The 24591-nt window shown below is 64.5% G+C and carries 25 protein-coding genes; 6 read left to right on the forward strand and 19 right to left on the reverse strand.

Going from position 1 to position 24591, the window contains the following annotated elements; translation table 11 throughout:
• Nucleotides 1-24: 24 nt before the first annotated feature.
• The 3 genes from pheT to ACIPV6_RS13030 all read right to left on the reverse strand — a co-directional run bounded on the left by pheT (nucleotide 25) and on the right by ACIPV6_RS13030 (nucleotide 4596).
• The gene (gene pheT / locus ACIPV6_RS13020; protein ID WP_400271285.1) at nucleotides 25-2568 is read right to left on the reverse strand and encodes a phenylalanine--tRNA ligase subunit beta; all 2544 of its coding nucleotides are present in this window, start codon (nucleotides 2566-2568) and stop codon (nucleotides 25-27) included.
• 2 nt (nucleotides 2569-2570) lie between these two features.
• On the reverse strand, nucleotides 2571-3632 hold the full coding sequence (gene pheS, locus ACIPV6_RS13025) for a phenylalanine--tRNA ligase subunit alpha (RefSeq protein WP_400271286.1): 1062 nt from the start codon (nucleotides 3630-3632) through the stop codon (nucleotides 2571-2573).
• Between the two features lie 118 nt (nucleotides 3633-3750).
• Nucleotides 3751-4596 carry an LppM family (lipo)protein gene (locus tag ACIPV6_RS13030; protein ID WP_400271287.1) on the reverse strand — a complete coding sequence of 282 codons (846 nt, stop codon included), beginning with the start codon at nucleotides 4594-4596 and terminating at the stop codon, nucleotides 3751-3753.
• A gap of 98 nt (nucleotides 4597-4694) precedes the next feature.
• Here ACIPV6_RS13030 and ACIPV6_RS13035 point away from each other — a divergent pair, with 98 nt between their 5' ends.
• Nucleotides 4695-5138: a hypothetical protein gene (locus ACIPV6_RS13035; protein ID WP_400271288.1), complete on the forward strand. Its 444-nt coding sequence runs from the start codon at nucleotides 4695-4697 to the stop codon at nucleotides 5136-5138.
• Nucleotides 5135-5767 carry an SIMPL domain-containing protein gene (locus ACIPV6_RS13040; protein ID WP_400271289.1) on the forward strand — a complete coding sequence of 211 codons (633 nt, stop codon included), beginning with the start codon at nucleotides 5135-5137 and terminating at the stop codon, nucleotides 5765-5767. The genes ACIPV6_RS13035 and ACIPV6_RS13040 overlap by 4 nt, the downstream gene beginning before the upstream one ends.
• Before the next feature lie 6 nt (nucleotides 5768-5773).
• On the opposite strand, the gene pcp is transcribed toward ACIPV6_RS13040, so the two are convergent.
• Nucleotides 5774-6415 carry a pyroglutamyl-peptidase I gene (gene pcp, locus ACIPV6_RS13045; RefSeq protein WP_400271290.1) on the reverse strand — a complete coding sequence of 214 codons (642 nt, stop codon included), beginning with the start codon at nucleotides 6413-6415 and terminating at the stop codon, nucleotides 5774-5776.
• A 76-nt stretch (nucleotides 6416-6491) separates the two neighbouring features.
• Here pcp and ACIPV6_RS13050 point away from each other — a divergent pair, with 76 nt between their 5' ends.
• Nucleotides 6492-7589, forward strand: coding sequence for an Rv2578c family radical SAM protein (locus ACIPV6_RS13050; RefSeq protein WP_400271291.1), 1098 nt, complete (start codon nucleotides 6492-6494; stop codon nucleotides 7587-7589).
• A 9-nt stretch (nucleotides 7590-7598) separates the two neighbouring features.
• Here ACIPV6_RS13050 and ACIPV6_RS13055 read toward each other — a convergent pair whose 3' ends face one another.
• Nucleotides 7599-8033 carry a (deoxy)nucleoside triphosphate pyrophosphohydrolase gene (locus tag ACIPV6_RS13055; RefSeq protein WP_400271292.1) on the reverse strand — a complete coding sequence of 145 codons (435 nt, stop codon included), beginning with the start codon at nucleotides 8031-8033 and terminating at the stop codon, nucleotides 7599-7601.
• Nucleotides 8034-8163: 130 nt separating this feature from the next.
• On the opposite strand from ACIPV6_RS13055, the gene ACIPV6_RS13060 reads away from it, so the two are divergent.
• Nucleotides 8164-9366: an MFS transporter gene (locus ACIPV6_RS13060; protein ID WP_400271293.1), complete on the forward strand. Its 1203-nt coding sequence runs from the start codon at nucleotides 8164-8166 to the stop codon at nucleotides 9364-9366.
• 143 nt (nucleotides 9367-9509) lie between these two features.
• Here the strand turns inward: ACIPV6_RS13060 and ACIPV6_RS13065 are convergent, their stop codons facing one another.
• The 4 genes from ACIPV6_RS13065 to infC all read right to left on the reverse strand — a co-directional run bounded on the left by ACIPV6_RS13065 (nucleotide 9510) and on the right by infC (nucleotide 12568).
• On the reverse strand, nucleotides 9510-10439 hold the full coding sequence (locus ACIPV6_RS13065; protein WP_400271294.1) for a TrmH family RNA methyltransferase: 930 nt from the start codon (nucleotides 10437-10439) through the stop codon (nucleotides 9510-9512).
• 26 nt (nucleotides 10440-10465) lie between these two features.
• On the reverse strand, nucleotides 10466-11140 hold the full coding sequence (gene rplT / locus ACIPV6_RS13070) for a 50S ribosomal protein L20 (RefSeq protein WP_400271295.1): 675 nt from the start codon (nucleotides 11138-11140) through the stop codon (nucleotides 10466-10468).
• Between the two features lie 119 nt (nucleotides 11141-11259).
• A complete protein-coding gene (gene rpmI, locus ACIPV6_RS13075) occupies nucleotides 11260-11454 on the reverse strand; it encodes a 50S ribosomal protein L35 (protein ID WP_347110628.1) in 195 nt (64 codons plus the stop codon).
• A gap of 118 nt (nucleotides 11455-11572) precedes the next feature.
• Nucleotides 11573-12568 (reverse strand): translation initiation factor IF-3, encoded by a 996-nt coding sequence (gene infC / locus ACIPV6_RS13080; RefSeq protein WP_400271296.1) that lies wholly within the window; start codon nucleotides 12566-12568, stop codon nucleotides 11573-11575.
• Nucleotides 12569-12947: 379 nt separating this feature from the next.
• Between infC and ACIPV6_RS13085 the strand changes: the two genes are divergently transcribed.
• The gene (locus tag ACIPV6_RS13085) at nucleotides 12948-13337 is read left to right on the forward strand and encodes a DUF1844 domain-containing protein (RefSeq protein WP_397324039.1); all 390 of its coding nucleotides are present in this window, start codon (nucleotides 12948-12950) and stop codon (nucleotides 13335-13337) included.
• Nucleotides 13338-13417: 80 nt separating this feature from the next.
• Here the strand turns inward: ACIPV6_RS13085 and ACIPV6_RS13090 are convergent, their stop codons facing one another.
• The 8 genes from ACIPV6_RS13090 to ACIPV6_RS13125 all read right to left on the reverse strand — a co-directional run bounded on the left by ACIPV6_RS13090 (nucleotide 13418) and on the right by ACIPV6_RS13125 (nucleotide 19582).
• Nucleotides 13418-14719, reverse strand: a complete 1302-nt coding sequence (locus ACIPV6_RS13090) for an MFS transporter (RefSeq protein WP_400271297.1) — start codon at nucleotides 14717-14719, stop codon at nucleotides 13418-13420.
• Nucleotides 14720-14770: 51 nt separating this feature from the next.
• Nucleotides 14771-15658, reverse strand: coding sequence for an SseB family protein (locus ACIPV6_RS13095; protein WP_400271298.1), 888 nt, complete (start codon nucleotides 15656-15658; stop codon nucleotides 14771-14773).
• Nucleotides 15658-16401: a bifunctional 1-(5-phosphoribosyl)-5-((5-phosphoribosylamino)methylideneamino)imidazole-4-carboxamide isomerase/phosphoribosylanthranilate isomerase PriA gene (priA, locus tag ACIPV6_RS13100; protein ID WP_400271299.1), complete on the reverse strand. Its 744-nt coding sequence runs from the start codon at nucleotides 16399-16401 to the stop codon at nucleotides 15658-15660. The genes ACIPV6_RS13095 and priA overlap by 1 nt, the downstream gene beginning before the upstream one ends.
• Nucleotides 16402-16432: 31 nt before the next feature.
• Nucleotides 16433-16591: a hypothetical protein gene (locus ACIPV6_RS13105; RefSeq protein WP_397324034.1), complete on the reverse strand. Its 159-nt coding sequence runs from the start codon at nucleotides 16589-16591 to the stop codon at nucleotides 16433-16435.
• Nucleotides 16592-17317, reverse strand: a complete 726-nt coding sequence (gene hisH, locus ACIPV6_RS13110) for an imidazole glycerol phosphate synthase subunit HisH (RefSeq protein ID WP_400271300.1) — start codon at nucleotides 17315-17317, stop codon at nucleotides 16592-16594.
• On the reverse strand, nucleotides 17314-17940 hold the full coding sequence (gene hisB, locus ACIPV6_RS13115; RefSeq protein WP_089594411.1) for an imidazoleglycerol-phosphate dehydratase HisB: 627 nt from the start codon (nucleotides 17938-17940) through the stop codon (nucleotides 17314-17316). The genes hisH and hisB overlap by 4 nt, the downstream gene beginning before the upstream one ends.
• A 77-nt stretch (nucleotides 17941-18017) precedes the next feature.
• Nucleotides 18018-19145: a histidinol-phosphate transaminase gene (locus ACIPV6_RS13120; protein ID WP_400271301.1), complete on the reverse strand. Its 1128-nt coding sequence runs from the start codon at nucleotides 19143-19145 to the stop codon at nucleotides 18018-18020.
• A 77-nt stretch (nucleotides 19146-19222) separates the two neighbouring features.
• Nucleotides 19223-19582 carry a LysM peptidoglycan-binding domain-containing protein gene (locus ACIPV6_RS13125; RefSeq protein WP_400271302.1) on the reverse strand — a complete coding sequence of 120 codons (360 nt, stop codon included), beginning with the start codon at nucleotides 19580-19582 and terminating at the stop codon, nucleotides 19223-19225.
• Between the two features lie 351 nt (nucleotides 19583-19933).
• Here ACIPV6_RS13125 and lexA point away from each other — a divergent pair, with 351 nt between their 5' ends.
• Nucleotides 19934-20680, forward strand: coding sequence for a transcriptional repressor LexA (gene lexA / locus ACIPV6_RS13130; protein WP_397324085.1), 747 nt, complete (start codon nucleotides 19934-19936; stop codon nucleotides 20678-20680).
• 63 nt (nucleotides 20681-20743) lie between these two features.
• On the opposite strand, the gene ACIPV6_RS13135 is transcribed toward lexA, so the two are convergent.
• On the reverse strand, nucleotides 20744-22801 hold the full coding sequence (locus tag ACIPV6_RS13135; protein WP_400271303.1) for an ATP-dependent DNA helicase: 2058 nt from the start codon (nucleotides 22799-22801) through the stop codon (nucleotides 20744-20746).
• Nucleotides 22794-24356: a GTPase HflX gene (hflX, locus tag ACIPV6_RS13140; protein WP_400271304.1), complete on the reverse strand. Its 1563-nt coding sequence runs from the start codon at nucleotides 24354-24356 to the stop codon at nucleotides 22794-22796. The genes ACIPV6_RS13135 and hflX overlap by 8 nt, the downstream gene beginning before the upstream one ends.
• Between the last annotated feature and the right edge of the window lie 235 nt (nucleotides 24357-24591).

Raw genomic sequence — 24591 nt, forward strand, 5'->3', positions numbered from 1 at the left:
TGACCCCGCGTTGTTCGGTCTGGACTAGCGCTGGACTGCTCCGAAGCGCTCGGCGGCAACGGCAACGGCTGCAGCGCGGGCTTCGGAGGCCTCGTCCGCGGTCAGGGTGCGGTCGGCCGCCCGGAAACGAAGGCCGAAGGCCAACGACTTCTTGCCTTCCTCGATGCCCGGGCCCACGTAGACATCGAACAGTGCAACGTCTTCAAGGAGTTCACCGGCGCCTTCGCGGAGTGAAGCCAAAACCTCGTCGGCAGGCACGTCCTGCGGAACCACCAAGGCCACGTCCTGGGTTGCCACGGGGAACCCGGAAATGTGCTTGGCCACGATCACGTCGGCCGCTGCTTCGAACAGCGCGTCCACGTCGATCTCCATGGCCACGGACCGCGCCGGCAGGTCATGCGCAGCGAGGAGTTTGGGGTGGAGTTCGCCGGCATAGCCCACCACGTCACCGTTGCGGAGGGCCAGCTGGGCCGCCCGGCCGGGGTGGAACGCCTGGTGGCTGCCCTGGCTGACCACAAGCTCGACACCCACGACGTCCGCAATGAGACGCGCAACGTCCAGCCCGTCAGCCCAATCCCATGCCCGCGGCGCGTGCGTCGCAGCGGCCGGTGAATCGTGGCCCGTGAGCACAGCGGCGATGTGCAGCGGCTGGTGCGGGACGCCGTCGAACAGTCCTTCAAGAACCTCATCCGAAGGCTTGATGCCCAGCGGCGGAATGGAGGCGGTACCCAGCGTTTCTCCCGGCAGGAAGACCGAGCCGGCCTCGTACAGTGCGAGGTCGCGGAAACCGCGCGACTGGTTGCGGCGGACAACCTCGATCAGCCCCGGCAGGATGGACGTACGGAGGTAGCCGTGTTCCTCGCTGATCGGGTTGGCGAGCTTCAACGCCGTGCGTTCCGCACCTTCCGCGGCCGCGCCGAAGGTGTCGTTGGCTGCCTTGGAGACGAACGGGTAGGACAGGACTTCCGTCAGGCCTGCGTCTGCCAGGGCCTGCACCACGCGACGCTTCTGCTGCTGCGTGCGGCTCAAACCACGGCCTGGAGGCGCCACCGGCAGGGTGGCCGGAATGTTGTCGTAACCGATCAGGCGCGCGATCTCTTCGGAGAGGTCTTCCTTGGTTTCAAGGTCATTCCGCCAGCTCGGCGCCGTCACGGCGTAGCCGAAAGCGGTTTTCTCAACCACGGCACCGAGGTCCACCAGGGACGTGACGATCTGTTCCTCGGTGAAGTCGATGCCAATGCGCTTGGCGGCGAAGTCAGCAGGCAACTCGATGGTAACGGCGTCCGGTGCGGTCCCGACGTCGGTTCCGGCCTCATCAGCCGTACCGCCCGCCAATTCGACCAACAGGTCCACAACGCGCTGCGCGGCGATGTTGGCGATGTGCCAGTCGACGCCACGCTCGAAGCGCTTGGATGCCTCGGAGGGAAGCTTGTGGCGACGACGCGAACGGGCGATCGAAACCTCATCGAAGTGCGCGGCTTCCACCAGGATGTTGGTGGTGGAGTCCGAAACTTCGGTGTGGGCACCGCCCATGACGCCCGCAATGCCAATGGCACCGGAGTCGTCGCTGATCAGCAGGTCCTCGACATCGAGCGTGCGCTCCTTGTCATCGAGCGTAGTGATCTTCTCTCCGGCAACGGCGCGGCGCACCACAATGTCGCCCGAGAGCTTGTCCAGGTCGTAGCAGTGGTTCGGCTGCCCGAGCTCCAGCATCACGTAGTTGGAGATGTCCACCGGCAGCGAGATGCTCCGGATACCGGCAAGGCGCAGGCGGGAGGACATCCACGCCGGCGTGGGGCGGGAGGGATCAACGCCGCGAACCGTGCGCGCCACGAAGCGGTCGCATCCGGGCTTTCCGTAGATCGGGGCGTCGTCGTTGAGCTTCACGCCGTAACCGCCCTGCAGGGTGGCCGGTGCGCTGACCTTGGAGGCGGGGTCGGTGAAGACAGTCCCCGTGGCGTGGGCGTATTCGCGGGCGACACCACGGATGGAGAACGCGTACCCACGGTCCGGGGTGACGTTGATCTCCGCGGCCTGGTCGTAGAGACCCAGGAGTTCCATGGCGTCCGTGCCGATTTCGGGGTCGAGGCCAATGCTGGACAGCACCAGGATGCCATCGTGGTCTTCGCCAATGCCCAGTTCCCGCACGGAGGCGATCATGCCCGCGGACAAGTGGCCGTACGTCTTGCGCGCCGAGATGTGGAAGTCTCCCGGGAGCACGGCACCAGGCAGCGTCACCACTACCTTGTCGCCTTCCACGAAGTTGTGGGCACCACAGATAATGCCCTGCACGCCGGAAGGATCAATGCCCTTGCCGGTGAGGGTCTGCTCCTGTCCTTCCGGAACGACGCGGACCTGGCACCAGTTGATGGTCTTGCCGTTGGTCTGCGGTTCCTTGACCAGGCTCAGCACTTGGCCAACCACGATCGGGCCCTTCAGGGCGTCCGTGGGACGGTGGACTTCCTCTTCTTCGAAACCAACCTTGACCAAATCGGCCATGACGTCTTCGGCCGTTGCGTCGGCCGGTACCTGCGCGAATTCACGCAGCCAGGAAAGTGGGATACGCACTGTTAGATCTCCATCCCGAAGTGCTCGCTGAAACGTACATCGCCCTCGATCATGTCGCGCATGTCGCCGACTTCGTTGCGGAACATGAGCGTGCGCTCAATGCCCATGCCGAAGGCAAAACCTGAATAGACGTCCGGGTCAATGCCGGCTGCCCGGAGGACGTTGGGGTTGACCATGCCACAGCCACCCCATTCAATCCAGCGCGGGCCGCCCTTGGCACCGGGGTGCCAGATATCCAGCTCGGCGGACGGCTCGGTGAAGGGGAAGTAGTTGGGGCGCAGGCGGATGGACGCTTCGTCGCCGAACATCTGGCGCGCGAAGTGCTCCAATGTGCCGCGGAGGTCCGCCATGCTCAGGTTCTTGTCGATGGCCAGCCCCTCGAACTGGTGGAACACAGGGGTGTGCGTTGCATCCAGTTCGTCGGTGCGGAACACCTTGCCCGGGCACAGGACGTAGATGGGAACCTCGCGCTCCAGCATGGAACGCACCTGCACCGGCGAAGTGTGGGTACGCATCAGCAGGTGGGCCTCTGGCGGCTCAATGAAGAACGTGTCCTGCATTTCACGCGCAGGGTGGTCCGGCTTGAAGTTCAAGGCATCGAAGTTGAACCATTCCGATTCCACCTCCGGGCCTTCGGCGATTTCCCAGCCCATGCCCACGAAGATGTCCGAGACGCGGTCCTGCAGCGTGGACAGCGGGTGGCGGGCACCGGCGCGGCGGCGACGCGGAGCCGCCGTGACGTCCACCGTTTCCTCCACGAGGATCCGGGCGTCGTTCTCCGCTTCGAGAACCTGCGTGCGCGCTGCGAGCGCCTGGTTGACCCGGCCACGCGATGACCCCATCAGCTTTCCCGCAGCCGCTTTGTGCTCCTTGGCCAGGCCACCGATTTCACGGTTGGCGAGGCTGAGCGGCGACTTCTCGCCGGTGTGGGCGAGGCGGACGGCCTTGAGTTCTTCGAGGGAGGAGGCAGCCGCAATAGCGGCGACGGCGTCCTCAACGGCGGCGGTGATGGCGGCCTCATCCAGCGGATTCGGGATGGCAGCGCCTGGCAAAGTGTCAGTCATCTACTGTTCTTAGCTACGAGTCGGGAACGGCCGGCATGGCTGGCCTGCAAAACAAGAGGCAGTGTCCGCCGTGGCGAACACTGCCTTCCAGTCTAGTAGAACCTTCCCTACCGGGTCTTCAGGGGGCCGGAGGTGCGGCGGGCGGCGGCGGTGTGGGTCCGCCGTCGTACCTTGGCTGCGGAGCCTGGCCGGGAGTGTAGCCTTGGCCCGCCCAATCCTGCTGTGGCGCGTGTCCCGCGGGTCCGTTCTGTCCGGGTCCGTACTGTGCGGCCGGGGCGGAGGCCGGAACGGGCTTCGGCGCGCGACGCCGCAGGAGTACGAACAGCAGCACCACGGCAGCGGCAACCACGGCGACACCCACTACCAACCAGATGATCCACAGCGGGAATCCGGCGTTGGCCTCGGCCTTGACCTGGACGGTGGATTCACTGATGGACAGCATGTCGAACGTTGCGGTGTTTCCATCGACGGTGGCGCCCTTCGCCTCGACTACCTTGCCGGGGAAAGTGAAGCGGACCGAGGCTTCGTCGAACATCGACCTGGCCATACCGGCCGAAGCCGGGTCGCTGGAGTCGGTACCCGTGACGCCACCCATGGAGAGGACGTAGAAGTCGCCTTCCTTCTTGAGCTCGAAGGTGTTCTCTGAACTGGAGGACTCCGCCAGTTTGGCCGGATCCAGGTTGGCGGCGGTGATCTTCTTGCCCTTGTACTTTTCGTCCTCGTAGTCCACCACCGTGGATCCTTCGGGGATATCCATCTCCTGGCTGCCAGTGCCGTTGGACTTCATGAACTCGTCAAAGGACTTGTCTCCCAGAACTGACTTCTGGATTGCGTAGACCACTTCATAGTCGACGCTCTTCTCGCTGTTGACCTTGACGGACATGTTGAGCTTGACGCAGCCGGTCAGGGCCAGCACGACGGCGACCAGGACGGCAAGGACGCCTGCAGCGCGCTTCACTTTCATTTCTTCTTCCCCCAAATGGTGACGTGGACTGGGTGGGTGCTGGATCAGCGTAACCCGCGGCCGGCGCGGCGCGGGGTACGCCGGGCTAGCATGGCTTCATGACTCCCGGGCAGCGCTTGCGACAGATCGCCAACGCCGTCAATCTCAGCACGCCGTTGGGCTTGCTGGTTGCGGCGGCTTCCCGGTCCCGGTTGTCGAAAGGACCGCGCGGCCTGCTCATCGCTGCCGGCTACCACTGGAAGTTCCCGCATGCCGGGGCGTTCACGCTGGGGAACGTTATTTTGTACCGGGCGCCCCACGGTGTTGCCGGCACCAGTGAGAGGTTGCTGGCCCACGAAGAACGGCACAGCACACAATACGCCTGGTGCCTGGGGCTCCCATTCCTGCCCCTGTACGGAGTGGCCGCCGCGTGGTCCATGCTTCGGACCGGGAACCCCGGCTTGGCCAATATCTTCGAGCGCCATGCCGGATTGGAAGCTGGCGACTACATTGACCACCAAGGGCCGGGCGTTCCGGCCCGCAAGCGAAGCGAGGCGGTATGAAGCGAACCATCACAGTCACAGGTACGGCGAGCGCCAAGGCTGCGCCGGACCTGGTGACGCTGACGCTGGGTGTCGAAACCCGCCGGGACTCGGCAGCACAGGCTTATTCCGACGCCGGGCGCGCGGCGGGCGCTGTAGCGGCCAGCCTGCGCCAGGCCGGCGTGACGGACGCCGATCTGCAGACCAGCGGCTTGAACCTGCGCGCCGACCTGGTGTGGGTGGAGGGCCAGGGACAAAAGGTCTCGGGGTATGTCGCATCCACGAACCTGCTGGTGGCCATCCGCTCACAATCCGACGCGCCTTCCGCCATTGCTGCTGCGGTGGCCGCCGGCGGAGACGACATCCGGATCAATGGCATCGAGCAGGGCTTCTCCAACCCTTCCCGGGTGACCGGCGCTGCACAAGAGGCTGCGTGGGCCGACGCGGAGCGCAGGGCTCAGCAGTATGCCCAACTGGCGGGAGCCCGGCTGGGCAGCGTAGTGACGGTGTCCCAGCAGCCAACGCCGGGCGCCCCGGTCCCGGTGGGCGGCCTGGTCAGGGCCTACGCAGCCGAAGCCATACCCGTTGAAGCGGGAGAGTCATCGGTGACGGCAAGCGTCACGGTGGAGTGGGAGCTCCTGGCCGGCTAAGCCCTGTCAGTGGATGGCACCCGCGGACAGCTTGGCATCGGTGCCGGTTTGGGCTGCGGTACGAACGACGACGGCGATGCCCCTCGCCATTGATTCGACGGGCATGGATGGTGCCGTGCTGCCCTGGACGAGATCCTCCGAGGCATACGGCACGTGGACAAATCCTCCCCGGGTCCCGGCACGGTCCTTCAAAGCGTGCATCAATGCGTAGAAAACATGGTTGCAAACGTAGGTTCCGGCGGACTGGGAGACTTCTCCTTTGATGCCTTCGATCTGCAGGCTCCGCAAGGCCGACTTAATGGGCAAGGTACAGAAGTATGCGGCCGGTCCCCCGGGCACTACTTCCTGGTCGATGGGACGGTTGCCCTTGTTGTCCGGGATGCGGGCGTCGTCGCAATTGATGGCCACGCGCTCCAGGGAGATCCTGCTGCGGCCACCGGCCAGGCCAACACTGAGGACCAGTTCTGGTTGGTGGGCCTCAATGGCCTGAATCAATACGTCAACCGACTCGCCGAAGACACACGGCAGCTCGACCGTCTCCACCGTCAGGCCCTCGGCGCGGAGCATCCGGGCGGCCTGCAGCACAGCGGTCCAGGACGGATTGGTGGAGTCGCCGCCGAAGGGTTCGAAGCCGGTCAGCAGGATCATGGGCCAACCTTAGCAACGCCCGGACCCGGTTTCGAAGCACTTGACTTAAATTCGAACATACCTTCGAATGGAGTTCATGAGATGGGACGCACAAGCACTTTCACCAAGCCGTGAACGCGCACCCGGATTTAGTGCCAGCACAGCTCCCGGCCCTGCCCCGGTTGTGGACGCCTTGCTGCCGCTCTCCGGGTTAGTGCGTTCCATCTCAACACCCGAATTCTCCGGAGTCACCTTCCATGAGGTCACCGCCAAGTCAGTGCTCAACAAGGTGGCTGCCGGTTCCCAGATGCCGTTCGAGTGGACCGTGAATCCTTACCGCGGCTGCAGCCATGCGTGCGTCTATTGCTTTGCCCGGAAAACCCACACCTACCTGGACTTTGATTCCGGCCGCGATTTCGACTCCCAGGTGGTGGTCAAGATCAACGCGGCCGAGGTCCTGCGGAAAGAGCTGGCCAAACCGTCGTGGCAACATCACCCCGTGGCGCTGGGCACCAATACGGACCCCTACCAACGGGCCGAGGGTCGCTACTCCCTCATGCCGGGAATCATCCGGGCCCTCGCCGAATCCGGAACCCCCTTCTCCATCCTGACCAAAGGCACGTTATTGTCCAGGGACATTCCGCTGCTCAAGCACGCGGCCACCATGGTTCCCGTGGACCTTGGGATCTCGTTGGCCATGACCAACCAGGACCTCGCGGAGCTTATGGAACCAGGGACGCCCTCCCCCAAAGCCCGGTTGAAGTTGATTGCCAGGCTTCGCGACGCCGGGCTCGGCTGCGGCGTCATGGCCATGCCCATCCTGCCGTGGCTCACCGACTCGGATGAAGCCCTGGACTCGTTGTTCTCCGAGCTCGCCGCGGCCGGCGCCACGGGGGTCACCGCCGGGGCGCTCTACCTCAAGCCCGGAACCCGCGAGTGGTACATGGAATGGCTGGCCCGTAACCACCCGGAACTGGTGGGCAGGTACAGCCGTCTTTACGGCAAGGGCTCCTACGCGCCCAAGGAATACCGAACCTGGTTGGCGGGGCGGGTCAATCACTTCAAGGCCAAGTACTGCTTCACGGGTACGCACGGGTTCAGCCACCGAAACGCCCGGCCACGGACTGCGGAGCCGTCGCACGACGCCGCACATCCTGCAGGGCCCACCGAGGCGGGCCAGGAAACCTTGTTCTAGGACAAGCTCCTACAGCGCGGAGGCGGCCACGCGCTCCAGCAACGCCCGCACGATGGGAAAGTCGGCGGGGATCCATTCGAGCGCCAGGACTTCGTCCCCGTCGAGGGATACCCACCGCAGTTCATCGTGGTCTTCCAGGGGACGGGGCTCTCCGCCCGTCAGTTCAGCGAACCACACCCGCATCGCGGCCCTCTCATTCAGCGTCCAGCCGGAGGTGCTGCCGGACTGCAGTTCCTCGCCCAATCGGACAGTGACGCCCAGTTCCTCCACGAGCTCCCGATGAAGTGCCGATTCCGCAGATTCCCCGGCTTCCACCTTCCCACCAGGGAACTCCCACATCCCCGCGAATTGGGGAGGCGCGGTACGGCGCGCGGCCAGGAGAAGGGCAGGAGCTGAAAGGGAGTCGACGACAGCAGCGCCCACCACGTTGATCAAAGCAGTCACTGGTCAAGTCTAGGGGCGCGGGACCATGGGCATCGTCACAAAACAAAGCCCCGAGGGCCACCGGCCACTAAACTTGATCTCGGATTTTCTTCCTTCCCCGGCCCCGGGGACACCCTCACGAAGCAGGCTTATGACTACCACCATGTCCCCACCCACCTCCCGTCCCACGCGGCGCCACCTCGGTTTGGCCATCCTGTCGCTGGCCATGGGTGGGTTTGCGATCGGCACCACCGAGTTCGCCATGATGGGGCTTCTCAAGGAAGTGGAGGACGGGCTCCGCATCAGCACGCCCGAGGCCGGGAACCTGATTTCGGCCTACGCACTTGGCGTGGTCATCGGCGCGCCGGTCTTCGCGGCCTTCGGTGCCAAGCTCCCCCGAAAGCACCTGGCGTTGGGACTGATGCTCTTCCTGTCCATCGCCAACCTGACCTCCTTCATCGCACCGGACTACGGCCTCATGCTGCTGTCCCGGTTCGCATCAGGACTCCCCCACGGCGCCTACTTCGGTGTTGCCGCGGTCATCGCTGCCAGCCTAGTGGCACCGACCAAACGTGGATGGGCCATTTCCATGGTCATGGCCGGACTCACCGTATCCAACGTCATCGGCGTTCCCCTGGCCACCTGGGTGGGACAAACGTTCGGATGGCGGCTCCTCTTCGTTATCGTCGGCGCGATCGGCCTGGTCACGGTCTTGATGGTCTGGAAGTTTGTCCCCTTCGAGCCGGTCCATCCGGAGGCAAGCATCAGGCGCGAACTGGGCGCCCTCAAGCGTCTCCAGGTTTGGCTGGCCCTCTTGATCGGCGTCATTGGCTTTGGCGGCTTCTTCGCCGTGTACACCTACATCGCCCACACCATGACCAGCGTGGCCGGTATCCCGGAGAGCCTCATACCGGCGGTCGTGGCCCTGTACGGCGTTGGCATGGTGGTGGGCAACATCATCGGCGGCAGGATCGCGGACCGTTCCGTCATGGGGACCATCTACGTGGTGATGCCCGGCATCGCCGTGGCACTGGTGGTGTACGCCATTGCAGCCAACTGGGCTTGGTCCGCCTTCCTCATGGCGTTCGTCGTGGGCGGCATCGGTTCCATGTTGACGCCGGCTCTCCAGACTCGACTGCTCGACGCGGCACACGGCGCCGCGTCGCTGGCCTCCTCGTTGAACCACTCGGCCCTCAACATTGCCAATGCCCTCGGAGCTTTCCTCGGCGGAACCGTGATCGCCTGGGGTTGGGGTTACGTTGCTCCGGCGCTGGTAGGCGCTGTCCTCGCCGTGCTGGGCCTGGGCGTCGCTGTAGTCAGTGGCTTGGTGGAACGCCGGAGGCCCTTGGCCTGACAGTTGACAGAACCAAAAGGCGATCGGCTCCGTGCTGCGGAGGCGATCGCTTTTTGCTTTGTCCTATCAGGCCTGGCCGGCATCGGTGCCGCCGATGGTGATCTTCGCGGCCACCAGCAGCACCGCCCCCCGGGCGTGGCTACCTATGCATTTCCGCCAACGGGAGCGTTGGTGAATACCGCTCCTTGTTGGGAGCGGGCACTGGCGTACAGGCATACCGTGGCCGCCGTTCCCAGGTTGAGGCTTTCGGCTGAACCGTAGACGGGCACAGCCACCCGATGGTCGGCCAGGGCGAGTTCCGCATCGGAGAGACCCTGCGCCTCATTCCCGAAGAGCCAGGCCGTGGGCGCTTCCAGCGCGTAGTCCGAGGCAACATCCCCGTTGCCGAGCCGCCGGGCGGCGTTCTCGTCCTGCAGTTTGTCAAGGTTCACGGTGCCGTAGCCGTCAGCTGCCAGGATGCCAATCCCACGCGCCTTACAGAGCGCCACGAGTTCCTCGACATCAGCCCCAAGGACAACGGGAAGGTGGAAGAGGGAGCCAGCCGTGGAGCGCACGGCCTTCGGATTGTAGATGTCCACGCTGCTGCCTGTCAGCACCACGGCGTCCGCCCCCGCTGCGTCGGCGGCCCGCAGGACGGTCCCAGCGTTACCGGGGTCGCGCACTTGGCACATCACGGCAAGAAGGCGGGGACCGGCGTCGAGCACGCTCTCAAGGCTGACGTCCACAAAGCTGCACACGGCCACGACGCCCTGCGGATTGACGGTGTCCGCCATGGCGGCCAACACTTCATCGCTGGCCAGCCGGAGTTGCGTGCCGCGGGCCAAGTCGGCAAGTTCGGGAAGCCTGTCCAGGCACGCTTCGCTGGCAAAGACTTCATGGACGACGGCGGAACCTCCGCCCGCGAGCCGCTCACGGTGGAGGGTCAGCGCCTCCCGCACGGCCTGCGGTCCCTCAGCGAGGAACCGGCCGCGCTTTAAACGCGCCGGGCGCCCGGCAAGTTTGGCGACATCCCTCACCCGATCAGCTCGGGGGTTGGTCATCGTTATTTCTTGCGGGCGCCCGGTTTCGTTCATATAAAGAACTTTAGTGGCAGTTGCGACTAGTTCTTGATCTGCTGGCGGGCTTCGCCACCGGCAGGCTCGAAGCCTGCGGCCTTGGCAGCCTCAACGGTGGAGAACCAGTACTCAGCAGCGGTGTTTTCGTACCAGGTGGAACCCGGAACGTGGTACTTCTTGGACTCGGCGTTGCCCTTGATGGCGTGGCCTTCGGGAGCGCCTTCACCCTCAACGGCTGCGACGGCACCGTCGATGGCGGGCTTCTCGGAAACGACAGCCTTGACAGCGGTGGCGGTGGCAGCAGCGGAAGCAACCTTGGCAGCCTTCGGAGCAGCTTCAGCCTTGGCCGGAGCGGAGGTGTCAGCCGGGAGGGCAGCCTTGGCAACGTTCACCAGGGCGGTGAAAGCGTTGGCGTCGGAAACAGCCAGTTCGGCGAGCATGCGGCGGTCAACCTCAACCTCAGCAGCCTTCAGGCCCTGGATGAGACGGTTGTAGGTGAGGCCGTTGGCGCGGGATGCAGCGTTGATGCGCTGGATCCAGAGGCGACGGAAGTCACCCTTGCGCTTGCGGCGGTCGCCGTAGCTGTACACAAACGAGTGCAGCAGCTGCTCTTTTGCCTTGCGGTAAAGGCGCGAACGCTGACCGCGGTAACCCTTTGCGCGTTCGAGGACAACCCGGCGCTTCTTGTGGGCGTTAACCGCCCGCTTCACACGTGCCACGTGCGTACTCCTTCAGAAATCTTTATCCCAAGCTGCTACTGCCGGATCTCCGGCCGGCCTGAGAAGGCTTTTGGTGTAGTCGGTCCCCGCCGGACGGCGGCAACCTAAGAGCTTGGAACTTAGACGCCCAGCATCTTCTTGATGACCTTGGCGTCGCCCTTGAAGACGATCTTGTCGCCGGCGAGGCGACGGGTCAGGGTGGTGGGCTTGTGCTCCAGGTAGTGGCGGCGGTTGGCCTGCTGGCGCTTCAGCTTGCCGGTGCCGGTCAGCTTGAAGCGCTTCTTAGCACCGCTGTGGGTCTTCATCTTCGGCATGGGAACCGATCTCCTTACGTATCCACGGACAGTGTCCGCAGTTCTTTCGTGCAGCCTGCCTTCAAGGGCCGGCGTGCTGGTTGCTTGCCGTTCGGAGCGGAGCTCCTTGGGCGTCGAACTAGTTGGTCTTGCGTGATGCAGGCTTCGGCGCGGCCTTGGGGGCCGTGGGCCGTGCGCCCGGCTTGGGGGCTGCAGGCTTTGCCATCGGCTTCGGAACCGCCGGAACGGCAGGCTTCGGAGCGGACGGGACAACCGGCTTCGGCGCTTCCTGTGCAGGTGCCGCTACGGGAGCGGGAGCCGGGGCTTCCTCGGCAGCAGGGGCTTCCTCAGCAACTGTTGCATCCTCAGCAGCAGGGGCTTCCTCAGCAACCGGCGTTTCCTCCGGAGCCTCCGAAACCGCGGGTGCTTCACTGACGGGAGCTTCCTCGGCTGCCGTCTGCGTGGCTTCCTCGACTACGGGGGCTGCGGTTTCCTGCGTGGTCTCTTCCTCGGCAGCCGTGAGGCCGGCAGGAAGGAGGTCCGCGAGGGACTGCGTCATGGGACCCTGGTCGCCCGAGGTGTCCACACGTGCTGCCGCCTTGGCCTCGTTCTGGGCCTTGGCTTCGGCACGCTGTGCAGCGCGGCGGGCTTCGGCCTTGGCCTCGGCCTTGTTCTTGAGCGGACCGATCACCATGACCATGTTGCGGCCATCGATGCGCGGGCTGGACTCAACAACGCCAACCTCGGCAACGTCTTCGGCGAAGCGCTGCAAGAGGCGGATACCCATTTCGGGACGCTGCTGCTCGCGGCCACGGAACTGGATCATGGCCTTGACCTTGTCACCGGCACCGAGGAAGCGGAGGGCGTGCCCACGCTTGGTTTCGTAGTCGTGCTTGTCGATCTTGAGGCGGAAGCGGATTTCCTTCAGAACCGTGTTGGTCTGGTTCTTGCGGGCTTCGCGCGCCTTGACTGCGGCCTCGTACTTGTACTTACCGAAGTCCATCAACTTGCAAACAGGAGGCTTAGCCTGCGGGGCAACTTCAACGAGATCGAGATCGGACTCGGCAGCAAGACGCAGGGCGTCCTCAATGCGGACAATTCCTACCTGTTCGCCGGCAGGGCCGACCAGCCGCACCTCGGGGACGCGGATACGCTCATTGATTCTTGGCTCGCTAATGTTAAAGCTCCTGTGGTTGTGGTGAGTTTCACCGGCAAAAAGAGAAGGCCTCCAATTGCTGGTGCAATCGAAGGCCTCGAAGATCGGTGCAGCCCCACGAAGGAGGCTAACTGCGCTTTCCGGCAATGCCGTAAAGCGTCCGACCAGGTTACCCGGCAACCTTCAAGTCCCGTGAGGGAAACGGCTGACGCGGGTGGGAGAGAACTCCGCTTGCAAACTGAAAATCAAGTCTACAGAAATAACCCGCCAAGCGCACATTCGCACGGCGGGCACAGACTGCACTTCCACTAAACGTAGAAATAACGACTTCCAGTCGGTCTGTGACAAGCTTACCAGTATGAGCACTGAAGACAGCAATCACCGCAACTCCTTCGGCGGAGACGCGGCCGACTCCGGGGTCTCCCAGCAGATCCGCGACATCGCCGAAGTTCCCGCCGTCGAAGTTATTACCACCGGCGCCGTGCACCTCATGAGCGCCGCGGCGGTCAAAGTTGGCCTGGCCGACGACCCCCACGCGGAAGACCTCAAGGACCTGGACGAGGCCCGCAAGCTCATCACCGCCCTGGCCGGCCTGGTTACCGCGGCCGCCCCGGAGATCGGATCCCAGCACGCCGGCCCCTTGCGCGATGGCTTGCGTTCCCTTCAGCTGGCTTTCCGCGAAGCTTCCCTCATCCCCGACGCACCGGGCAAGGGCCCGGGCGAAAAGTTCACCGGCCCGGTGAACTAGCGGCCAGCGCAGGCGACAAACGACGACGGCGACCCAACCTTTCGGTTCGGGTCGCCGTCGTCGTTAAGGCCCAAGCCGCCTCAGACGCGGGCGGCGCGGCGGCGCAAGGACATCAGGACGAAACCTGCAACACACAAAACGACGCCGGCAGTACCCACCGCAGCGAAACCCCCGGACGGTCCGACGTTGTCGATGAACACCCCGGCCAGCGGCGCCCCAAGGGCCACACCGGCCGTCAGCGCCGAACCGTACCAGCCCATTGCTTCGCCACGCCGTTCCTCGTCCACAAGGTCGGCAACCTTCTCCGAGGACGCGGACAGCACGGGCGCACACAGCAGGCCGGGGAGGATCGACAGGAAGGCCAGGGTCCAGGTGTCCCTGGCGAAGCCCATGGGAATGGTCAGCGCGGCCATGCCCAGCAGGAGGAGCATGGGCGATACCGGACGGTTCATGGCGCCGTATACAAGTCCACCGACCACCGAGGCAGCACACCAGAAGAAGAACACTATGCCGATCTGGTTCTGGTGGCCTCCCCGTTCCAGCAGGCCAACGATGCTTACGTCCGAGCCACTGAGCACCATCCCGGAGCCTGCCGCCACAGCGAACAGTGCGGCCACGGAGACGGTAAACCACGTGAAATTACGGGCAACGCGGCTCCGCAGGCCGCTCTTGGAAGCGGAAGGCGCCATTTCCGAGGCAGCCTCCTGGACATGGGCGGGCGCGGAAGCAACCATGGCAGCCTCGGCGGCAGAAAGATCGTCCGCGGCCCGTTCCGCGGACTCCTCAACCGAGCAGGGATCTTCGGTCCGCGTTGGTGGGTTGAACCAGATCAGGAACATCCCCGCAACGGAAACCGACACCCCCACGGCCGTCAAGCCCAGCGCCGAGAAACCGCTTGTGGCAACAATGGCGCCGATGGCCGGCCCGATCATGAACACGAGTTCGGTGGCGATCGAGTCCAGTGCGAAGGCGCCGCGACGCTGTTCACCGTCCACCATCACGCCCAGCGACTGCCGGACCACGCTGAAGATGGGCAGCGTGAACAGGCCGCCCACGAACACCAGGGGCAGCAGCCACTGATAGGAAACGTGCGGCACGATCGACCAGATCACGGTCTCGGATATGACAGATGGAATAAGTGCCTTGCGCAAGCCCACCATGTCTACCCGGCGTCCGCGCCAAGGAGCGCCCAACGCGATCCCGATGGTCATGACGGCCGCGGCAGCTCCCGCCGCAGCGTACCCCTCCCCCAAAGTCAGGACTATGTGCAACGTCAGCAGGACGCCGGCCGCCGAATGCGGTATGCGGGCCACCATGCCCACCAACAGCAACCGCCGCACAGGGCGGATGGACAGCATCTCCTTATAGAGAGCGAAATTCACAGCCAGTTTCCTCTTGTTCCCCAAGGCAGCCCCGGGGAACGGGTGCTGCCGTTAATGCTGCGCGGGCTCCTGTGCTGCACGCTGCAGTTTTACTTCAATGGAATCAACGCCCTCGGCAAAGGAATCCATCCTTGCCCAGGCCTCGTTCAACCGGGCCACGAGCGCTTGCACCGCTACGGCGTCCAGCCCGTCCTCTAGGAACAGCACTACCCGCAACTCCGGTCCCGCCCCGCCGCCGGGTACCTGGCGTCCGTCGGCCGTCAGGGACGCAACGCCCGCACCGGGTTGCGTCTCAAGCCTGCGGACCGTGCGGAAACCAGAAACCGTGGAAGCGAGAGCAGCCTCCAGTTGATCATCAAGGTAGGACGGCGTCCAGTCCTTCTGCTGAGCAAGCGCCCACATGGCGGGGCGCCGCACCACGAACGTGTAATCCGACCCCGGGTCCAGGACCAGCAGTTGCGCACCCTCGGACACTGCGGAAAGTGCCGCCCTGGCGGCGTAAACAGCCACAGGGCGGGCCTCCGGATGCCATCGCTCCAAGGCATCCGCAGAAGTGAAGACGGGCATGGCCGTCCTTCCGTCAGGAGCCTTGAGAGTGACCAACGCCATATCGGCCTGCTTGTCGGCGTGGAGCCCGTCCATGCCTTCGGCCTCTTCGGCGAGTGTCGCCACCACGGGCACGAATACCCTGGCCGTGGCGAGCGCCGATACTACGTCAGCTTCGCTGCCCCGGCCGTCCAGCAAGGCCGCCACTGCGGCGAGATAGCCGGAATCGGCCGAGCCGTCGTCGTCCTCGAAGTTGTGGATCTTTGCTGCGTCGCCCTCCAGGCTGCGCCCCGCCCACGGCTGCCCGGCGGAATCGGTGGGTCCGCCTGCGCCGGCCAAGGCTGCGGCAATGTGTCCGGGAAGCTCTCGCCCGTGTTCCTGGTGTCCTGCCATCAGCGGCGGCCGGCGACGTCCAGCGCTTCGGGGAGCGTGAAGGCACCGGCGTACAACGCCTTGCCCACGATCGCACCCTCAACGCCCAGCGGAACCAACTCACGGAGTACCCGAAGGTCCTCAAGGCTGGAAATACCACCCGACGCCACCACCGGCTTACCGGTCTTCTCCACCATCTGGCGGAGCAGGTCCACGTTGGGTCCCTGCAGCGTGCCGTCCTTGGTCACGTCGGTGACCACGTAACGGGCGCAGCCGGCGTCCTCGAGGCGGGCCAGGACCTCCCAGAGGTCGCCGCCCTCCTTGGTCCATCCGCGGCCAGCCAGCGTGGTTCCGCGGACGTCAAGCCCGACGGCGATCTTGTCGCCGAAGCGCTCGATGGCGCGGCGGGTCCATTCCGGGTTTTCCAACGCAGCCGTACCGAGGTTCACCCGGGCAACGCCCAGGGCCAGGGCGCGTTCCAGCGACTCGTCGTCGCGAAGCCCGCCGGACAACTCCACCTTCACGTTGAGCTGGGAAACCACGTCGCTGATCAGGTCCGCGTTGTTGCCTCGGCCAAAGGCTGCGTCGAGGTCCACCATGTGCACCCACTCGGCGCCGGCTTCCTGCCAGTTCAGGGCTGCTTCCAGGGGCGTGCCATAGCTGGTTTCCGAGCCCGCCTCGCCTTGCAGGAGGCGGACCGCCTGGCCGTCAACAATGTCGACGGCGGGAAGGAGTTCCAGAACGGACTGTGCGGGCGTGGTCATGTGTGTCCTTGCAGTTGATGGGAGCGCCGGGTTACTTGCCCGGAAGCGTCAGGAGGTAGGCGGCCAGAAGGGACATCCCGGCCAGCACGTAGAAGGAAATGGAAACCCAGAGGGGCTTTTTCTGCTGGTGGAAGGAGATGCCCCCACCTACCAGCAGGCCGGCGAGCCCCATGAGCACTATGGACCACATTCAGGCGGCGCCTTCAGGTTTCCGCAGGCCGTCCACCCAGTTGCGGAGCAGCCTGGCCCCGGCATCACCCGATTTCTCCGGGTGGAACTGCGTAGCGCACAGCGGCCCGTTTTCCACCGCGGCGATGAAACGGGCTCCGTGCTCGGACCACGTCACCATGGGCGGAGCCATCCGGGGCTGGACAACGTCGAAGTTCCATTCCTGCACGCCGTAGGAGTGCACAAAGTAGAACCGCTCATCCTCCACTCCGGCGAAGAGCTTGGACCCCTCCGGAACGTCCACGGTGTTCCAGCCCATGTGCGGAACCACAGGGGCTGGCAGGAGCTCCACCTTGCCCGGCCATTCAGCCATACCTTCGGATTCGGTGCCGTGCTCCACACCGGCCTCGAACATCACCTGAAGTCCAACACAGATGGCGAGGACCGGCCGGCCTCCGGCAACGCGGCGCCCGATCATGCGGATACCGTCAACAGCCTTGAGCTCCTTCATGACGGTCTCGAACGCACCGACGCCGGGAACCACCAGTCCGTCAGCGTTCAGCACGTCTTCCGGTTTGGCGCTCAACACGACATGGGCACCTGCGCGTTCCAAGGCCCGCACCGCCGAACGCACGTTCCCCGAGCCGTAATCCAGCACCGTAACCGTGGGCTTGCCCTCGGGCGATTCGGGCTTTGCCGAAGCCGACGCGTCAGTCACCGCGCCGTCTTTGAGGATCTGGTTGCTCATAGTGCTCCCTTGGTGGACGGAATACCCTCCACGCGGGGATCGGATTCAACGGCCGCGCGGAGCGCCCGGGCGAACGCCTTGAACTGTGCCTCAACAATGTGGTGGGGGTCGCGTCCTGCCAGAACATTCATGTGCAGGCAGATACCTGCGTGCAGCGTGATGGCTTCGAACACGTGCCGCGTCAGTGAACCAGTGAAGTGTCCCCCGATCAGGTGGTACTCCTGGCCGGCGGGCTCCCCGCCGTGCACCAGGTAGGGGCGGCCGGAAACGTCCACAACTGCGTGTGCCAAGGCCTCATCCAGGGGAACAGTGGCCTCGCCGAAGCGACGGATGCCTGCCTTATTCCCCAGTGCGGTGCGCAGGACTTCGCCGAAGGTTATGGCCACGTCTTCCACGGTGTGGTGCGCGTCGATGTGGGTGTCCCCCGTGGCCTTGACCGTCATGTCGATCAAGGAGTGCTTGCACAGCGCGGTCAGCATGTGGTCGTAGAACGGGACCGAGGTGCTGATGTCCGAGACACCCGAACCGTCCAGGTTGATCTCCACCAGGACAGAAGACTCACTGGTGGTGCGCTCCATGCGCGCGGTACGGGCAGCGGACGGCGTGGCGCCGGTTTCGCTCATCTGGGGAACGTCCTTAACACGAAAGGGGAAATGGATCTGGGAACAAGTCTAAGTGGGTGGCTTCTTAGCCGTGCCGGTTAACCGTGCTGGGGAGCCACACCGGCGTCGCCGGTTAGCAGGGCTTCCAACGCTTCCAGGAATGCCGTGGTCTCCCGTTCGGTACCGGCAGTGACACGCAAGTGCCCGGGGATGCCAACATCACGGATCAGCACTCCAGCATCGAGCAGCCCCTGCCAGATGGCCTGCGGGTTCTCCAAGCCACCGAAGAAAACGTAATTGGAGTCCGAAGCCGCCGGCTTGAGGCCCATCCGCAGCAATTCAGTGACGATGCGGTCGCGCTGGACCTTGATGTCCTCGACGTCGGCCATCAGGGCCTCCCGGTGCTGCAGGGCTGCCAGGGCGGTCGCCTGAGTTACCGCCGAGAGGTGGTACGGCAAACGCACCAGGCGGATGGCATCGGTGACCTCGGGCGCCGCAGCCATGTAGCCCAACCGCGCACCGGCAAGGGCGAAGGCCTTACTCATGGTGCGCGAAACAATGAGCCGTTCGCGGCCCGGCAGCAAGGTCAGGGCACTGGGCGTGTTGTCGTGGGCGAACTCGTGGTACGCCTCGTCCACGATCACGATCGCCTGGCTGGCCTCTCCGGCCTCATAGACAGCCTCCACGACGTCCAGGCCGAGACCCGTTCCGGTGGGGTTGTTAGGCGAGCACAGGAAGACGATGTTGGCGCCCGCCTCAGCCACCTGCGCGGCGGCAGACGCGGCGTCCAAACTGAAATCCTCACCACGAACGCCACGGACATACTCCGTGTCGGTGCCACTGGCCAGGAGCGGGTACATGGAATACGTAGGAGGGAATCCAAGGGCCTTGCGGCCAGGACCACCGAAAGCCTGGAGGATCTGCTGGAGGACCTCGTTGGATCCGTTGGCAGCCCAGATGTTCGCAGGACTGAGGCCATGGCCCAGGAACTCCGCCAACGCCTCCCGCAGTTCGGTGAATTCGCGGTCCGGGTAACGGTTCAGCCCGGTGGCTGCTGCGGCCACCGCTTCGGTGATCGCGGCCTGGACATCGGCCGGTACGCCATGGGTGTTCTCGTTGACGTTGAGCAGAATCGGAACGTCAAGCTGCGGTGCGCCATAGGGGCTCAGTCCACGCAGGTTGGCCCGGAGGGGAAGTCGGTCAAGTCGCTCAAGCTGGTCAGTCACCCCACCAGTTTAAGGGGCGCCGATGAGTGCCCTGTAACTGTGACGCCGGACAGTGTTCACCTGGCCGTCCGGATGGATTACTTGGCAGGAACAAACAGTTGCTGGCCGGGCGTGATGCGTCCGCCGCGGAGGTCATTCAGCTGGATGATCTCGGTGATGACATCCCGCGGGTCCCGCTCGGGAGCGGCGGCTCCCGCTATGCCCCACAGGGACTGGCCGGGCTGCACGGTCACGCTGACGGCGACTGGCGGCTGCAGTTGCGACGGAGAATCCGATGCCTTGGCCGGCGAGTTCAGAAGGCCCGCAAAGCTGAGCAGAACGGCGACCAGCAACATGGCCGGGATGCCAAAGAAAACGATCCGGCCGCGCCGGGTGAGCCGGATGCGGGTGGGCGCCGGCGTATTGCGGAACTCGTGGAACGTTGTGACTGCGGACATGAGCTGAGCCCTTCTGAGCGATTGCCTGATCCCGGGGAACCAGGACCCTGCTGCCAATACCTTGTGTTCTCCGGGGTAGCGGCGATATTCGAACACTTCCTTCGAACATCGCAACCAGGATCCGGATTACTAGAACACATATTCGAACCTTGCTATGACATTTTTAGCACTTATCAACGAACGGTGTCGAGACTCGCTAGAACAAATGTTTGATAAACGCTGGTGCCTGGCCTACGTTTGAGTGAAGAATCAGGCACAAAAGCAGTGCATCAGGAGGGTCTGACATTTTTGGACCCACATCCCGGCAACACTCAGAACGCCGCCGGGCGGAACGGAAGGGCAATGGCGAACATGGCAGCAAAGGCCACAGGCGGCGGGGCACCCCTGCGGAGCCAACAGCCCACCAAAAGTCCCAAAAGCCTGACTGTCCGTCAGAAGAAGATCCTCGAAACCATCCAGCGCTCCGTCAATGAGAACGGCTACCCGCCCAGCATGCGCGAAATCGGGGATACGGTGGGATTGGCCAGCCTCTCCAGCGTCACCCACCAGCTGTCCCAACTGGAAAAGCTCGGTTACCTCAGGAGGGACCCCAAGCGTCCTCGCGCCATGGAAGTCCTCATGCCACTGACCCTTGACGGCGGTGCCACCATCCCGGGCGTGGAAGCCCCCGCAACATTGCGCAGTACGGGCGGCCTCGCCGTAACGGAGCTGGCAAGTGCCAGCGACACTGCGCTGGTTCCCTTGGTGGGCCGCATCGCTGCCGGTGGCCCGATCCTGGCCGACCAGACCGTGGAGGACGTCCTCCCCCTCCCCCGGCAGTTGGTGGGCCATGGCGAACTCTTCATGCTGAAGGTCGCCGGCGATTCAATGATCGATGCCGCCATCTGTGACGGCGACTGGGTTGTTGTCCGCCGGCAAAACGACGCCATCAACGGCGACATCGTGGCCGCCCTCCTGGACGACGAAGCCACGGTCAAGACATTCCGGCAGCGCGACGGCCACACCTGGCTTCTCCCCCAGAACACCCAATACGAGCCCATCCTCGGCGATCAGGCCACCATCATGGGCAAAGTCGTGTCTGTATTGCGCTCCCTTTAGTCAGCACACACTGCTTCAGGGCCGCCCGCGCCAGCCGTGGCGGGGCACCCCCGAAGAATCTTCTTACCGCCCGGTCCGGGCCAGCCTTTCCAAGGCGCCCTGGACGATCTTCCGGTCCGTCGTGGCCCAGAAGGGTGGCAAGGCAGCCCGCAGGAAACCGCCGTACCTTTCGGTGGAAAGCCTCGAGTCGAGTATCGCCACCACGCCTTTGTCTCCCGTTGACCGGATCAGCCGCCCTGCTCCCTGCGCCAAGCGGATAGCGGCATGGGTCGCGGATACGGCCATGAACCCGTTTCCACCGGATTGGGCCACAGCACGGGACCTTGCCGTCATCAGGGGATCATCGGGCCGTGGGAAAGGGATCCGGTCAATGACCACCAGTCGGCAGGAGCCACCCGGCACGTCTACCCCTTGCCACAGGGACATGGTGCCGAAAAGGCACGTATCGGGTTCGTCGGCGAACTGCTTCACCAGCGCTGCCATGGTGGACTCCCCTTGGCACAGGATGTCCACATCGAGCCGCAGCCGCATGGCGTCTGCGGCTTCCTCGGCTGCACGCCGGGAAGAAAACAGGCACAACGCTCCCCCGCCGGAGGCACGAATGAGGTCCTCAAGCTCGTCCAGGGCTTCGGGCGATGTTCCGCGTCCGGGCTTGGGCAAGTGCTTGGCCACGTAGAGGACGCCCTGCTTCGGATAGTCAAAGGGCGATCCCACATCCAGGCCCGTCCAGCTGGGAGCTCCGTCCCCCAACAGGCCCAGCCCGCCCGCGGCCGGTTCGAAGGCAGACCCGATGGCCAGCGTGGCGGACGTCAGAACCACTGTGTGGCCCGCAAACAGCCCTTCCCGGAGCCGTCCGGCCACGCTCAAGGGAGCAATATTGATGAGGGCGGGAGCTGTTTCATCAGGCTGCGAGTAGCCCTGCTGGGGATCGAAGGTGCTGTTCCTGGAGAACCACACCACCTCCCTGTTTTCCTTCGCGGCCAGCAACCGCTCGGACAGTTCCAGAATGAGCATGAGCCGCGAGCGGGCCAATTGGCGTCCGCCGTCCACGGCGTTCGACGAATCCGTTTTCGAATCGGACAATGCTGCCCTGGTGGCGTCCCGGAGCTGGTCCAGGCAATCAAGTTGTTCGTCGTTGAGGCCGTTGGGCACCAAGCCGCTTGGAACACCAACAAGAGCCATGTCCAGCCGGTCCGCGGCCGCGTTCAGGGCATCGACAGTGATGGCCGTGTGCTTGCGTGCGCTTGAGGCAGCAGCATGGATCATGGCCACGGACAACTGGCCGGAAACGGCTCCGGTAACCCGGTCCTGGAGTTCGTGGGCTTCGTCCACCACCACCACGTCGTACTCCGGAAGGACTGCCAGTCCCTCAAAGGCGCTCACGGCGAGCATTGCGTGGTTGGTGACCACCACATCGGCTTCCGCCGCCCGGGCGCGTGCCTGCTCGCTGAAGCATTCTTCCGCCATGGGACACTTCTGCGCCCCCAGGCATTCCATCGAGGTAACTGAAACCTGGCGCCATGCACGGTCTGTCACGCCCGGCATCAGTTCGTCGCGGTCGCCCGTGGCGGTCTTCTCCGCCCACTCGCGCAGCCGCACCACTTCCTTGCCCAGTTGCGACGACGGTCCGCCCAGCGATGCGGCGAAGTGCGGAACGCTGGTGTCCTCTCCGAGGGAGAAAAGCTGCCCCTCGGAAGGTTCTTCGCTGGGAAACCCGCCCTCGAGCTTTTGCAGGCACACGTAGTTGGCCCGGCCCTTGACGAGTGCCACGTTCACGGGCCGTTCCAGGGCCGGGTTGATGGTCTCCAGCAGACGGGGAAGGTCCCTCCCCACGATCTGCGTCTGGAGGGCCAAGGTGGCGGTGGACACCAAGGTGGGCTTGTTGCTGTCCATGGAATGGGCGATCAACGGGATCAGGTAAGCCAACGACTTACCTGTTCCCGTTCCCGCCTGGACCAGCAGGTGCTCCCCGGACTCGATGGCCCGGGTAACGTGCTTGGCCATTTCATGCTGGCCTGTGCGGCTTTGGCCGCCCATGCCTGCTACAGCCTTGTCCAACAACTCGAGGGTGAACTTCTCCCCCACCGACGCAGCAGGTTCCGCCGCCACCTTCTCAACCATTGCTGACGAACGACTCCAGCTCGGCAGCCAGGCCCTCGCGGACCATCGCCACCACGCGCGTGCCGTTTTCCTCGTGCTCAAGGCTAAGGATTTCGGCGTCGGAGTTGTGCAGCTTGTTGATCATCTCCCCGCGGTTGTAGGGAATGAGCACCTCCAGGCGGACGCCCGGCCGCGGGATCGACTGGCTGATGGTCTCCAGGAGTTCGGCGATGCCCTCCCCCGTACGGGTGGAAACCACGGCGTGGCGCGGTTCCTTCTGCCTGAGGCGCTCAACGACGAACGGATCCGCCACATCCACCTTGTTCAGGACGATGATTTCCGGAACCTTCCGGGCGTCGACTTCGCTGAAGACCGTCCGCACAGCGGCAATCTGACCTTCGGGATCAGGGTGGGAGGCATCAACGACGTGCAGGATCAGGTCGGAATCGGCCACTTCCTCAAGCGTTGAACGGAACGCCTCCACCAACTGTGTGGGCAGCGAGCGGACGAAGCCCACAGTATCGGCCAAGGTGTAACCGATGCCGTCGGGCGTTTGGGCCTTCCGGACCGTGGGATCCAGCGTGGCGAACAGCGCGTTCTCCACCAGGACACCGGCATCCGTGAGGCGATTGAGCAGTGAGGACTTGCCGGCGTTGGTGTAGCCGGCGATCGCAACGGAAGGAACGGCATTACGACGGCGGTTGGCCCGCTTGGTTTCGCGCGCCGGCTTCATCGCGGCGATCTCCCGACGCAGCTTGGCCATCCGTGTACGAATACGCCGGCGGTCGAGTTCGATCTTGGTTTCACCGGGACCACGGGAACCCATGCCGGCCCCTGCACCACCCACCTGGCCACCAGCCTGGCGGGACATGGATTCACCCCAACCACGGAGCCTGGGGAGCAGGTACTCCAGCTGGGCCAGTTCCACTTGGGCCTTGCCCTCACGGCTCTTTGCATGCTGGGCGAAGATGTCCAGGATCAACGTTGTCCGGTCAACAACCTTGACCTTCACGATGTCCTCCAGGCCACGCCGCTGGGACGGCGAAAGCTCGGTATCCACCACCACCGTGTCGGCGCCGGTGGAGGCGACGATCGCCTTGAGTTCCTGGGCCTTGCCCGAACCAAGGAACGTTCCGGGATCAGGCTTGGTGCGGCGCTGGACCAGTCCATCCAACACCTCCGAACCGGCGGTCTCGGCAAGCGCTGCGAGCTCACGGAGGGAGTTCTCGGCATCGGCCAAGGTGCCCTCGGTCCAAAGGCCTGCAAGGACTACGCGCTCAAGGCGCAGCTGCCGGTACTCAACCTCGGTGACATCCTCGAGTTCCGTGGAAAGGCCTGCCGTCCGGCGGAGCGCGCGGCGTTCAGCAAGGTCTTCCTGCTCGCCGTCGAAAATGCTGTGCTCTTGGTCAAGCGTGGAGATCGCTTGGGCCTTGCCAAGAACGCCCTTGGCGTCAGGATCCCCGGATGCCTGCGCTGGTACGTCCTTGGACAGAATCCGGTCGATGACGGCCTGGATCTCTTCAGGACTCATGTCCTGGGCGTCGGAATCGGATCCGGAGTGCTTCTGGGTGGTCATGGTCTCCTTAGACTGTTCGGCAATTCCAGAATAATGCTGTTTGCTGTGCGGCGCGTCGGTATTCGCGCTGGGCTGACGTGCTTGGGCCAAAAGGGCCTCCTGGAGCGTGGCCGGCAGCCGGGTGGCGTCCGGCTGGCCTGGCTGGTGGGTGGTGGCGGTTGGATCCGCGCAGAGGTCCGGTCCGGCTGAAGACTGCCCATGCTTTCCGGTTGCTCTCACGCAAGCCGGTCAAGCC

Origin of the sequence: Paenarthrobacter sp. NPDC089988 (assembly GCF_044748465.1) — a bacterium.
Taxonomy (GTDB): domain Bacteria; phylum Actinomycetota; class Actinomycetes; order Actinomycetales; family Micrococcaceae; genus Arthrobacter.

What these genes read in the sequence shown, in the direction of transcription:
- pheS (WP_400271286.1), bottom strand. Translation starts at nt 3,632, where the DNA reads ATGACTGACACTTTGCCAGGCGCTGCCATCCCGAATCCGCTGGATGAG.
- ACIPV6_RS13030 (WP_400271287.1), bottom strand. Translation starts at nt 4,596, where the DNA reads ATGAAAGTGAAGCGCGCTGCAGGCGTCCTTGCCGTCCTGGTCGCCGTC.
- ACIPV6_RS13035 (WP_400271288.1), top strand. Translation starts at nt 4,695, where the DNA reads ATGACTCCCGGGCAGCGCTTGCGACAGATCGCCAACGCCGTCAATCTC.
- ACIPV6_RS13040 (WP_400271289.1), top strand. Translation starts at nt 5,135, where the DNA reads ATGAAGCGAACCATCACAGTCACAGGTACGGCGAGCGCCAAGGCTGCG.
- pcp (WP_400271290.1), bottom strand. Translation starts at nt 6,415, where the DNA reads ATGATCCTGCTGACCGGCTTCGAACCCTTCGGCGGCGACTCCACCAAT.
- ACIPV6_RS13050 (WP_400271291.1), top strand. Translation starts at nt 6,492, where the DNA reads ATGAGATGGGACGCACAAGCACTTTCACCAAGCCGTGAACGCGCACCC.
- ACIPV6_RS13060 (WP_400271293.1), top strand. Translation starts at nt 8,164, where the DNA reads ATGACTACCACCATGTCCCCACCCACCTCCCGTCCCACGCGGCGCCAC.
- ACIPV6_RS13065 (WP_400271294.1), bottom strand. Translation starts at nt 10,439, where the DNA reads ATGAACGAAACCGGGCGCCCGCAAGAAATAACGATGACCAACCCCCGA.
- rpmI (WP_347110628.1), bottom strand. Translation starts at nt 11,454, where the DNA reads ATGCCGAAGATGAAGACCCACAGCGGTGCTAAGAAGCGCTTCAAGCTG.
- ACIPV6_RS13085 (WP_397324039.1), top strand. Translation starts at nt 12,948, where the DNA reads ATGAGCACTGAAGACAGCAATCACCGCAACTCCTTCGGCGGAGACGCG.
- ACIPV6_RS13095 (WP_400271298.1), bottom strand. Translation starts at nt 15,658, where the DNA reads ATGGCAGGACACCAGGAACACGGGCGAGAGCTTCCCGGACACATTGCC.
- priA (WP_400271299.1), bottom strand. Translation starts at nt 16,401, where the DNA reads ATGACCACGCCCGCACAGTCCGTTCTGGAACTCCTTCCCGCCGTCGAC.
- ACIPV6_RS13105 (WP_397324034.1), bottom strand. Translation starts at nt 16,591, where the DNA reads ATGTGGTCCATAGTGCTCATGGGGCTCGCCGGCCTGCTGGTAGGTGGG.
- hisH (WP_400271300.1), bottom strand. Translation starts at nt 17,317, where the DNA reads ATGAGCAACCAGATCCTCAAAGACGGCGCGGTGACTGACGCGTCGGCT.
- hisB (WP_089594411.1), bottom strand. Translation starts at nt 17,940, where the DNA reads ATGAGCGAAACCGGCGCCACGCCGTCCGCTGCCCGTACCGCGCGCATG.
- ACIPV6_RS13125 (WP_400271302.1), bottom strand. Translation starts at nt 19,582, where the DNA reads ATGTCCGCAGTCACAACGTTCCACGAGTTCCGCAATACGCCGGCGCCC.
- lexA (WP_397324085.1), top strand. Translation starts at nt 19,934, where the DNA reads ATGGCAGCAAAGGCCACAGGCGGCGGGGCACCCCTGCGGAGCCAACAG.
- ACIPV6_RS13135 (WP_400271303.1), bottom strand. Translation starts at nt 22,801, where the DNA reads ATGGTTGAGAAGGTGGCGGCGGAACCTGCTGCGTCGGTGGGGGAGAAG.
- hflX (WP_400271304.1), bottom strand. Translation starts at nt 24,356, where the DNA reads ATGACCACCCAGAAGCACTCCGGATCCGATTCCGACGCCCAGGACATG.